The sequence below is a fragment of the Phenylobacterium sp. genome (assembly GCF_028290885.1).
Lineage (GTDB): Bacteria > Pseudomonadota > Alphaproteobacteria > Caulobacterales > Caulobacteraceae > Phenylobacterium.
Genome location: NZ_JAQGIZ010000092.1, coordinates 16352 through 27381 on the forward strand (window position 1 = coordinate 16352; position 11030 = coordinate 27381).

Annotated in this window: 8 protein-coding genes, 1 tRNA gene and 1 pseudogene; 2 read left to right on the forward strand and 8 right to left on the reverse strand. The window is 67.6% G+C overall.

What is annotated here, in order from left to right; genetic code table 11:
* Complete coding sequence (locus JWP28_RS06895) at positions 1–1452, forward strand: efflux transporter outer membrane subunit (protein ID WP_299541440.1); 1452 nt, start codon at positions 1–3, stop codon at positions 1450–1452.
* A 226-nt stretch (positions 1453–1678) separates the two neighbouring features.
* Positions 1679–2443, forward strand: a complete 765-nt coding sequence (gene fdhD, locus JWP28_RS06900) for a formate dehydrogenase accessory sulfurtransferase FdhD (protein WP_299541442.1) — start codon at positions 1679–1681, stop codon at positions 2441–2443.
* A 15-nt stretch (positions 2444–2458) separates the two neighbouring features.
* On the opposite strand, the gene JWP28_RS06905 is transcribed toward fdhD, so the two are convergent.
* The 8 genes and pseudogenes from JWP28_RS06905 to selB all read right to left on the reverse strand — a co-directional run.
* Positions 2459–2998, reverse strand: coding sequence for an NTP transferase domain-containing protein (locus JWP28_RS06905; RefSeq protein ID WP_299541444.1), 540 nt, complete (start codon positions 2996–2998; stop codon positions 2459–2461).
* Positions 2999–3027: 29 nt separating this feature from the next.
* Positions 3028–3969: a formate dehydrogenase accessory protein FdhE gene (gene fdhE / locus JWP28_RS06910; RefSeq protein ID WP_299541446.1), complete on the reverse strand. Its 942-nt coding sequence runs from the start codon at positions 3967–3969 to the stop codon at positions 3028–3030.
* Entirely contained in the window at positions 3966–4631 is a 666-nt protein-coding gene (locus JWP28_RS06915; RefSeq protein WP_299541448.1) for a formate dehydrogenase subunit gamma, read from the reverse strand. Before JWP28_RS06915 ends, fdhE begins: the two co-directional genes overlap by 4 nt.
* On the reverse strand, positions 4628–5539 hold the full coding sequence (gene fdxH / locus JWP28_RS06920) for a formate dehydrogenase subunit beta (protein ID WP_299541450.1): 912 nt from the start codon (positions 5537–5539) through the stop codon (positions 4628–4630). The genes JWP28_RS06915 and fdxH overlap by 4 nt, the downstream gene beginning before the upstream one ends.
* Positions 5540–5568: 29 nt before the next feature.
* Positions 5569–8640 carry a formate dehydrogenase-N subunit alpha gene (gene fdnG, locus JWP28_RS06925; RefSeq protein WP_299541452.1) on the reverse strand — a complete coding sequence of 1024 codons (3072 nt, stop codon included), beginning with the start codon at positions 8638–8640 and terminating at the stop codon, positions 5569–5571.
* A 156-nt stretch (positions 8641–8796) separates the two neighbouring features.
* On the reverse strand, positions 8797–9177 hold the full coding sequence (locus JWP28_RS06930; protein WP_299541454.1) for a hypothetical protein: 381 nt from the start codon (positions 9175–9177) through the stop codon (positions 8797–8799).
* Between the two features lie 23 nt (positions 9178–9200).
* Positions 9201–9296 (reverse strand) — tRNA-Sec (locus JWP28_RS06935).
* Positions 9297–9368: 72 nt separating this feature from the next.
* Positions 9369–11024: pseudogene (gene selB / locus JWP28_RS20620) on the reverse strand (selenocysteine-specific translation elongation factor); the annotation flags it as partial.
* Positions 11025–11030: the final 6 nt, after the last annotated feature.

Genomic DNA, 11030 nt, shown 5'->3' on the forward strand with positions numbered 1-11030 from the left:
ATGTCACGCAATCGCCTGTTGGCGTCCGCCGCCCTTCTGGCCTTGACCGCCTGCAATCTCGCACCGCCCTACCGCGTGCCGCTCGTCGCGACGCCCGTGGCCTACAAGGAGGCCGCGCCCTGGCAGCCCGCGCGTCCGGCCGACGACCTGAACCGGGGCGCCTGGTGGGCGCGTTTCGGCGACGAAACCCTGAACGAGCTGGAACCGCAGATCGACACGGCCAATCAGGACCTGGCGGCGATGGTCGCGCGCTATGACCAGGCGCGCGCCCTCGCCGCCGAAGCAGCGTCGGTCCTCTATCCGTTGGTCGACGCCAACGCGCAACTGTCGACAAACCGGCAATCGAAGGACCGCCCGCTGCGGGTCAGCCCGGCCAATACCTACTACGGCTCAAACCAGGCCGGGATCACGGCCTCCTATGAGATCGATTTCTGGGGCAAGCTCCGGAACATCGCGGCGGCAGGCCGGGCCACCGCCCAGTCCAGCGCCGCCGATCTGGCGACGATGCGGCTCAGCCTGCAGGCGGAGCTCGCAACGGACTACCTGTCGCTTCGCGGGGCCGACGCCCAGGACCAGCTGCTGACCGACACGGTCGCCGCCTATCAGAAGGCCTATGACCTCACCGAGCGCCGCTTCGAGGGCAAGATCGTGTCGAGCCTGGATGTCTCGCGCGCCAAGACCCAGCTTCGCACCGCCCAGGCCGCCCTCGCCAACGAGCTTGCGGCGCGGGCGCTGCTGGAGCACGCGATCGCCACCCTGGTGGGCAAGCCCGCCAGCGATTTCTCGATTCCGCCCAAGGTGATCGCCTTCACGGCGCCCGATATTCCAACGGGGGTGCCGTCCGACCTGTTGCAGCGCCGGCCCGACATCGCCTCCGCCGAGCGCCTCGTCAAGGCCGCCAACGCCAGCGTCGGGGTCGCCCGCGCGGCCTTTTACCCCTCGCTGACGCTGAACCTGCTGGGCGGTTTCCAGTCCACCAAACTGAGCCTCTTCAATGTGCCGGACGCCTTCTGGACGATCGGCCCCGGCCTTACGCTGCCGGTGTTCGAGGGCGGTCTGTTGAGGGCGCAGGAATCGGCCGCCTACGGAAGACTGCGGGAGACCGGCGACAACTACCGCTCGATCGTGCTCAAGGCCTTCCAGGATGTCGAGGACCAGGCCGCCCTGTTGCGCCTGCTTGCCGAGGCCTCCACGGACGAAGAGGACGGCGTGACGGCGGCGCAGCACACCCTCGACGTCGCGCTCACCCTCTACAAGATGGGCGCCACCAGTTATCTGGAAGTGGTGACCGCCCAGACGGCATTGCTGCTGGCTCAGCAGACGGCGCTCGACTACAGGACGCGCCGACAGCTCGCCGCCGTCGGATTGGTCCGTGCGCTGGGCGGCGGGTGGGACGCCAAGGACCTGCCGTCCGACCGCGAAGCGACCAAGCTTGCCGCCGACCGCTACTAGGACGACGCGATGCGTCGCGGGGCCTTGCGCTGACGCCGACGGCCGGCGTCTGACTGTGTGAGTTCGAAGCGCGCGTCCGGTCCGTCCCGTCCAAGCTGTCAACAGGCGGGCTTGTGGCATGTAAGGTGCCTTGCGCCGTGGGACCCGTAACCGAACTGAGCCCAGCATGACCCTTCGCCAGATCCATCCAGGTCCATCCATCTCAGTCAGCCGCTCGGCGCCTGTCTTGCGCATTGGCCGAGACGGTGCGGCGCAGGATCACCGCGAGGTCCCGGAGGAGACGCCCGTCGCGCTGGTGCACGACGGCTCGACGACGGCGGTGATGATGGCCACGCCGGCGGACCTTGAAGACTTGGCGTTGGGCTTCAGCCTGACCGAGGGGATCATCGCCGAGGCCTCGGAAATCGAAAGCCTCGAGGTCGTCGAGACCGAGCTCGGGATCGAGGCGCGGATGTGGCTCTCCCGCCCTCGCTCCGAGACGCTCGCCAGCCGGCGGCGCTATCTCGCGGGACCGACCGGATGCGGGCTTTGCGGCATCGACAGCCTGGGCGAGGCGATGCGCGCCACCCCGAAGGCGCCGGAAGGTCTCCGCATCTCGGCGACCGACATCGGCGCGGCGCTCGAGGCGCTGCCGGAGCATCAGACGCTCGGCGCCGCGACGCGGGCGGTGCATGCGGCGGCGTGGTGGGCGATGTCCGGCGGGTTTACCTGTCTGCGTGAGGACGTGGGCCGTCACAATGCGCTGGACAAGCTCGTCGGGGCGCTGGCGGCCTCCGACAAGCCCCAGCCTGACGGCGCCCTGTTCCTGACCAGCCGCATCTCGGTGGAGATGGTGCAGAAGGCCTCGGTCATGGGCGCCCAGGTGCTCGTCGCGGTGTCGGCGCCGACGGCCTTGGCGATCAGGGCGGCGGAGCAAGCCGCGATGACGCTGGTCGGCGTCGCCAGGCGCGACGGATTCGAGGTCTTCACGCGGCCGGATCGGATATCCTGAAGGCCGGCGGCTCTGTCAGTCCGGGTCGGCCAGCAAGCGCAGGCGTTCTTCGGGCGTGTTGGCGCCCCTGAGCCTCGGCCTCGCCTGGTCGCTGCACGGCAGGACGACAAGCTCCGCGGCCTGCACCAGCCGTTTCAGCGGCCACTGCGCCTCGGTGTCGGGGGGGACGGCGGCGAGGTCGATCACCATCGGTAGCGGCAGGCCCTCGTAGGCGGCCCCCGGACCGCCGGCCTCCAGAAGCGGCCGGATATCGGAAGCGGTCACCGTCGGCGCGTCGACCGCGAGGATGAGCGCTCGGTCATATCCGTCCGCCCGCAGCCGAAGCGCCGCGGCGAGGATGCCCCCACACGGACCCTCGCCGGGGGCGGCGTCCAGCACGGCGGGCAGGCCGTGGTCTGCGCCTGCGGTCAGCACCACCCGGATGCCGACTTCCCGCGAGAGCGCCGCCAGATGGTCGAGCGCGGTGACGCCGCGCCAATCGAGGAGCGCCTTGTCTTTCCCCATGCGTGACGACGACCCACCGCAGAGGATGACGGTGGCTATGCGATCCAACATCCCTCTCCCTGCCTTCCGATGAGGGCGGCCTAACCAATCAGCAGGAGCGGGTTGGGCGCGTGGCGCGACCAGCCGGCTTCGGCGACCAAGACATCCAGTCCAAGCGTCGCAAGGTCATCCGCGACGGGATCGACCTTCATGTCTTGCGGCTGATACAGCATCTTGGCGTAGCTGTGGCAGTCACCGCAGGTCTCGGCCTTGACCGCGCCGGAGTCGCCCTCGATCCCCAGCAGGGACACCGCGCCCGACTTGCCGCAGGTGATGCAGACCGCCCGCACATGGTTCCAGGCCGTTGAGCAGAGCGAACAATGAAGATAGCGCGTGCCAGGCGTTGGGCCCGACGCCGTCACCACGCCGGACACCGGCGACGAGCCGCAGCATGGGCACAGGCCGCGCTCCGGCAGCAGCCGCAGGTCTGCGGCGGATAATTGCCCAGCGAGGTAGGTGAAATAGACTTGCAGGGCCGCCGCCACATAGAGCGCCGCGCCCCTGTCGGCTGGGGCCACGCCGCTGCTGAGGAAATCGTCGGCCAGCTTCTCCGCCGCCGCAACGCCGCGCGCGCGCAGGCTCTGCATCACTGCCCGCGCCTCCGCGGGGACCGTCCCGCCGAAAGGCCCCTCGTCGGAACTGTCGAGCAAGACGGCGAAGCTCTCGCGCCACAGCGCGTGGCGGCGATGGCCATCGGCGGCGAGCGGCGGCATGCGCGCCTCGACCGCCTGGCGCACCTGGACGGCGTCCGGGCCGGCGAGGGGCCCTAGCGTCGCGACGGCGTCGTGCTGGGCTTGCGCCAGGCCGGCCATGAAGCGCAGCCAGTCGGCCATCGGATGGCCGTCCGACAAGGCTCGCAGCCGCGCCGCGGTGGCGGCGAAGCGTGCGGCCGGGTCGGGCAGGATCAGCGGGTCGGGCGCAGTGACGCCGCCTTGCGGATTTCCGATCCACTTCCCGGTCGACGCGACCTCACCTTGCCTCACGGGGCCCCCTCACGGCGCGGCTCCGGCCCGGTGGACTTGGTCGCGGCCAGACCGCGCAGCCACTTGCGGTGATGGCGCCAGGCCCAGCCGGGCGTCACGTCGCCTCGCATCATCGCCCGCAGCGATCCGCGAACCCAGATCCCCGCATAGACATGAATGATCCAGACCAGGATGGCCGCGATCGCCGCGAGCGAATGGATCAGGACGGCGACCCGCTGCACGACGAGCGGGGTGAAAGCCCCGAAATAGACCTCCCAGATCACGATCCCGGTGAAGAGCAGCACCGGTATCAACAGGGCCATGGCCCAGAAGACGAATTTCTGGCCGGCGTTGAACCGCCCGACCTCGGGAACGCCTTCCTCTTCGTTTTCAAGGATTAGATTGAACTTGCGCACCCAGGCGGTGTCGTCCTGGTTCCAGAAGTTCTCGCGCCAGAACTGCACCACCAGCCCCGCATAGCTGACCACCAGGACGATCCCGATCCAGGGATGCACCGCGCGGGTCCATTCGCCGCCCCCGAACAGCGACGACAGGAAGAAGAATATCGGATGGAACATGGCAAGGCCGGACAAGGTGAGCAGCACGAAGCAGATCGCCGTGATCCAGTGGTTGATCCGCGTCACGCTCGCGTAGCGGACCACGTTTCCTTCGGGATAGATCATCGCGCGTCATCCTCGCGATCGAGCAGGCGGCGCCCTTTCGCTTCGTCCTCCGGCTGCACCTCGTTTGGCCCGGCAACCACCGAATGGAAAAAGCCGGCGATCACCGCCAGCGCGACGCCGGCCACCGCGAGCGGTTTCACCGCGCCCTTCCAGAGCCCGACGAAGGGGCTGATCTGAGGACTGTCCGGCAGGCCCGCATAGATCGACGGCTTGTCGGCGTGATGCAGCACATACATCACATGCGTGCCGCCGACGCCCGCCGGGTCGTAGAGGCCGGCGTTGGCGAAGCCGCGGGATTTCAGCTCCGCGACCCGCTCGCCGGCCCAGGCCGTCATATCGGATTTCGACCCGAACATGATCGCGCCGGTCGGGCAGGCCTTGACGCAGGCAGGCTCCAGCCCGACCGAGACACGGTCGGAGCACAGGGTGCATTTATAGGACTTGTGGTCCGTCGGATTGACCCGCGGGATGTCGAACGGGCAGCCCTTGATGCAATAGCCGCAGCCGATGCAGGCCTCGCTGTTGAAGTCGACGATTCCATTGCCGTATTGCACGATCGCGCCGGGCGCCGGGCAAGCCTTCAGGCAGCCGGGATCCTCGCAATGCATGCAGCCGTCCTTGCGGATCAGCCATTCCAGATTGCCCCGATCGTCCTCCCACTCGGTGAAGCGCATCAGGGTCCAGGTGCTGGGGTTCAGGTCCTTGGGATTGTCGTAGGACCCTTCGAAATGCCCAACCTCGCCGCGCAGGTCGTTCCATTCCATGCAGGCGGCCTGGCACGCCTTGCAGCCGATGCAACGGCTGACGTCGATCAGCTTGGCCACCTCCGCCTCGTGGTTGCGGATCGACGGCGGCGTGAGGGTCGACGCCGAGCGCCGGATATAGTCCTGTGACTGCAGACCTGTCATGGACGGCTCCTTGAGACTATCGGCCTGCGTCAGGCCGGCGGCGCGCTCGTTTTCTCGATGTTGACCAGGAACGCCTTGAACTCCGGCGTCTGCGTGTTGGCGTCGCCCACCGACGGGGTAAGGGTGTTGGCCCCGTAGCCCTTGCGGGCCTGACCGGTGAAGCCCCAGTGGAGCGGCACGCCGATGACGTGGGTCGGCTTGCCGTTCACCTGCATCGGCTTGATGCGCTTGGTCACATAGGCCTTGCAGACGATGACCCCGCGCTTCGAGGTCAGCCGCACCCAGCCGCCCTGCGTGAAGCCTTTTTCCTTGGCCATGACCTCGCCGATCTCTATGAATTGCTCGGGCTGCAGGATCGCGTTGATCAGCGCGTGATAGGTCCAGAAAAGGAAATGCTCAGTCAAACGATAGGTCGTCGCCACATAGGGGAAGTTCGCTTCGGTCCCGAATGCGGCCCTGTCGTCGGCGAACACGCGGGCGGCCGGATTGGAATTCACCTTGGGATGCAGAAGGTTCGGCGTCGGCGATTCGAAGGGTTCGTAGTGCTCCGGGAACGGACCTTCCGCCATCTGGTCGCGGGCGAACAGCCGCCCGGCGCCTTCGGCGTTCATGATGAAAGGACCGGCCGCGTCCGAGGGCGGAATGGTCGGCACGAAATCGGGCACGTCGATGCCGGTCCAACGGGCGCCGTTCCACTCGATGATCGGCTTTTGCGGATTCCACGCCTTGCCCTTGAGATCGGCGCCGGCGCGGTTGTACATGATCCGCCGGTTGGCCGGCCAGGACCAGGCCCAGTTCGGCGCCAGGCCCTGCTCGCGCGGATCGGTCGCGTCGCGCCGGGCCATCTGGTTGCCCTTTTCGGTGAAGCTGCCCGAGAAAATCCAGCAGCCCGACGTGGTGGTGCCGTCGTCGCTCAGCTGCGCAAACCCATCCAGCAGCTGGCCGGCGTGCACGGTGACCGCCCCCGTCGGATCCTTGATGTCCGCCAGGGCCCGGCCGTTCATGTCCTTGGCCAGCTCTTCCGGATCCGGATCGACCGGATTGGTGTAGGCCCAGGTCAGGTTGAGGATCGGATCGGGGAAGGCGCCGCCTTCCTTGCGGTACATCTCCCGCATCCGGTGGAAGATGCCTGACATGATCCAGGTGTCGGCTTTCGCTTCGCCCGGCGGATCGGCCGCCTTCCAGTGCCATTGCATCCAGCGGGCCGAATTCACCAGCGAGCCGCTTTCCTCCGCGAAGCAGGTCGTCGGCAGCTGAAAGACTTCGGTCTGGATTTTGGCGGGGTCGGACGGGTTCTGCGGGCCGTGATTCTCCCAGAACCGCGAGGTCTCCGTGTCCAGCGGATCCATCACCACGAGATATTTCAGCTTGCTCAGCCCTTTGGTGATCTTGCCCCGGTCCGGGAAGGCCTGCAGGGGGTTGAAGCCCTGGCAGATATAGCCGTTCATCTGGCCGTTGCTCATCATCTCGAAAGCGCGGATGATATCGTAGCCTCCGCCGTCGACCTTAGGCAGCCAGTCGTAGGCCCAATCATTGTCGGCGCGGGCGGCGTCGCCATAGATCGCCTTCTGGAAGCTGACGAAGAACTTTCCGTAGTTCTGCCAATAGCTGACCTGGCCTGGACGCAGCGGCTTGTACTGCCGCGTCTCCATGTATTGCTTGTAGGTGACCTCGCTATCTTTTGGCAGCAGGAGGTAGCCCGGCATCGAGGTCGACAGCAGGCCGACGTCGGTCAGGCCCTGGATGTTGGAATGACCGCGCAGGGCGTTCATCCCGCCGCCGGCCACCCCGATATTGCCGAGCAGCAGCTGCACCATCGCCATGGCGCGGATGTTCTGAGCGCCGACCGAATGCTGGGTCCAGCCCAGCGCGAACAGGCTGGTCAGCGCCTTGTCGGGCGCCGCCGTGGTGGCGAACAGCGCGCAGATCTCCAGGAACTTATTCTGCGGCGTCCCGCAGATGCGCGACACCATCTCCGGCGTATAGCGATCGACATGCTTGCGCAGCAGGTTGATCACGCAGCGCGGATTCTGCCAGGTCTCGTCGACCTTCGCGTAGCCCTGGCCGTCGAGCTCGTAGTCCCAGGTGGTCTTGTCGTAGCTGTGGGTGTCTTCCTTGTAGCCGCTGAACAGCCCGTCCTCGAAGCCGTAGCCGTCCTTCACGAGCAGGCTGGCGTTGGTATAGGCCTGCACGTACTCGTGCTGGATGAGGTTCTTCTCGAGCAGATAGCGGATCACGCCGTTCAGGAACGCGATATCGGTTCCAGGGCGTATCGGGGCGTAAACGTCGGCGACCGAGGCGGTGCGGGTGAAGCGCGGGTCGACCACGACCAGCTTGGCGTGGTTATCGATCTTGGCGTGGATGACCCATTTGAATCCGCAGGGATGGGCTTCGGCGGCGTTGCCGCCCATGACCAGCACGACATTGGCGTTCTTGATGTCCTGCCAGGTGTTGGTCATTGCCCCCCGACCGAATGTTGGAGCCAGACTGGCCACCGTCGGTCCGTGTCAGACACGCGCCTGATTGTCGAAGACCAGCATTCCGAACGAGCGGGCGACCTTCCAGGTCAGGTAGGAGGTTTCGCTGGAGGTGGCCGACGCCGCCAGCATGCCCGTGCTGAGCCATCGGTTGACCGTGGTCCCGGCCGCATTCTTCGCGATGAAGTTCGCGTCGCGATCCTTCTTCATCAGCGTGGCGATACGATTGAGCGCGAAGTCCCAGGAGACCTGCTTGAATTCGCTGGCGCCCGGGGCGCGGTATTTGGGGACCTTCAGCCGCGTGGGCGCATGCACGACATCGAGCAACGCAGCGCCCTTCGGACAGAGCGTGCCGCGGTTCACCGGGTGGTCCGGATCACCCTCGATATGGATGATATCGGACGTTGCGTTCAGGGACCGGTCGCCAAGACTGTAGATCAGGATGCCGCAGGCGACCGAACAATAGGTGCAGGTGTTGCGGGTCTCGGTCGTGTGGGTCAGCTTGAACGGCCGCATCGAGTCCGCCAGCGCCGGGCCCGCGGCCGCGAAGCCAAGCGCCCCCAGACTGGACGCCGCCAAACCGGCGCCGGTGAGTTGGATGAAGCCGCGACGACTGAGGGTCATTGCCATGCGCTCCGGGCCATGTGCTCCGGCGAACCGACCTAAGGCGAACGACCCGAATTAAGACACGTTCGACGCGGGATTTCGATTCAAAAAACACCGCTTGGAATCGGCGAACGCGCATGGCCGTGAGCGGTTCCCGATATCCGCCGGGTTGGTTCACTCGGGAGCGACTTCTTCGATCTTCAGCCGCAAGCCACGCGCGTTGAAGAACTCGCTGTGCTTCAGGAGGGAACGGTCGCTCTCGAGGTGGCGCATCAGCGATTGCAGGCGATGGCGGGCGACCGGGTCCCGCACCAGCCCGGCTCGGTCCGCCTGGAAAAAAGCCGCGCCGTTCCAGGCCGCCCCGGCGTCCGCGAGCAGCTCCAGTATGTCCGGCCAACGCGTCTCGTCGCCGATGACGTGCAGATAGGACGAGCGCAGCGGCGTGGCCGAGGTCTCCCCGATCTCCACCAGCACGATCAGCATGGTGAAGGGGCCCACCTGGGCGAAGGTCTCGACCAGCCATTCGTCGAAATCCGTGGCGAAGTCCGCCGTCATCAGGACCCGCTCCGGGACGGGGATGGCGGAAGAGAATGGGAGTCGAACCCACCTGGGACAGGCTCGCTGCCCCACTCGGATTTGAAGTCCGAACGCCCCACCAGGGACGACTCTCCTCCATCCGCATCGGCCGATGAAACCACGACCAGGCCAAAGAGGTCCAGCCTGTGCGGGTTGATCCGGCGCAGATCTCCCTTGCGCAGGGTGACGCCGTGCCGGTCGAAGAATTCGAGGACTTGGATGGCGACCTTGCGGCCGTTGTCGGCGCGGTCGCGAAATTGCGCGGCGGTGAACGCGCCGCCGTCCGCCCGGCCGGCCTCTTCTACACAAAGCGCGATCATCTCGCGGACCGTGGCCCGCAGGAAGAAATGGTCCTGCGCGACCTCGTCGGCCCAGCCCATCCGTCCGGCGAGCTTGAGCAGCCGCCGGATATCGCGCTCGGGGCACCCGGTCGCGTCGGCCAGGTCGCGCACCCGCGGCGGCCGAAAGCGCTCCGCCCCGCCCAGGCGCGGCGCGATGATGTCCCAGGCGGCCTCGTCTCCAGGCGCCAGCCGCACCGTGTGGCTGGCGAGGCGGACAAAGGCGCCGTCCAGCACCAGTTCGCCGGCGCCGGCCAGCCGCTGCAATGCGGCGACGAACACCGCCGGGGGCAGTCGGGGCTGCAGCTGCAGGCGAAGCTTTTCCCGGCCCAGGCCCTGCAGGTCGGGTTTCTCGCTGTGATAGGCGGCGAGCTGCTCGCCGAGGCTCACGGTGAACCCGCGCCAGCGCTCGGGCGACATGGCGATGCTGACGCCGCCGGATTGGAGTTGGATCAGCCCCGATCGCGTGGCCAGCCGCTGCGTCTGCGCAGCCGAGAGGGCATGGTCGCGGGCGAACCCCGTGAGGTCCGAGGCGTAGGGCGGGGCGGCCAGCAGGGCTGCGAAGGCCGCGGTGGGGTCGGCCAGGGCGAGCGCGGCGAGCTGGCGGCGCCGCTCCGGAGTGCGCCGCCGCCGGAGGGGCCCGCGCAGATCGATGAAACGGCCGCCGCCGATGGTGCGCTGGGCCGACGCCTCACGCAGCACAAAGCGATCCTGCAGGGCGGCGGCGATCGGCCGCTCGAGCACCAACTGGACGTCCGCCTCGCGGCCGGGCTCGATCGGATTGTCGCCCAGAAGGACGACGCGGGCGCCGACCTCGGTCGCGGCGTGATGCAGTCGGACCGGGAACCACTGGCCCACGGGCTTCGCCCCGCTGGAGAGGACCCGCAGCCTGGCGTCGATCCGGTCTGTAGGCGCGTGCAAGCCGGGATCCAGCACCACGTCGCCCCGGCGCACCGCCGCCTTGGAGATGTCCGGCCCCGCCAGGTTTAGCGCGCAGCGGTCGCCAGCGCCCCCGGTCTCCGCCGGCCGGTTCTGGGCGTGCAGCGAGCGCACGCGCGCCGGCAATCCGGACGGGCTGATCGTTAGCTGATCGCCGACGCGGACCGTGCCTGACAGCACCGTGCCGGTGACCACGACGCCCACGCCCTGCAGGATGAAGGCGCGGTCCACGGCCAGGCGGAACCGGGTCTCAGCGGACTGCTGCGCCGTGGCGGCCGCGGCGGCGGCCAGGCGAGCGCGCAAGGTGTCGAGTCCCTGTCCCGTCACCGCGGACACGGGTAGTGCTTCGGCGGCCTCCAGCACGGTTCCCGCGACAACCGATCTGAGCTGGGCGGCGACCTCGTCGAGGCGTTCAGGCGCCGCCAGATCGGCCTTGCTCAGGACCACCAGCCCCTGGCCGACACCCAACAGGTCGAGGATCGCCAGATGCTCCAGCGTCTGCGGCTTGACGCCTTCGTCGGCGGCGACCACCAGCAGGGCGAAGTCGATCCCGGT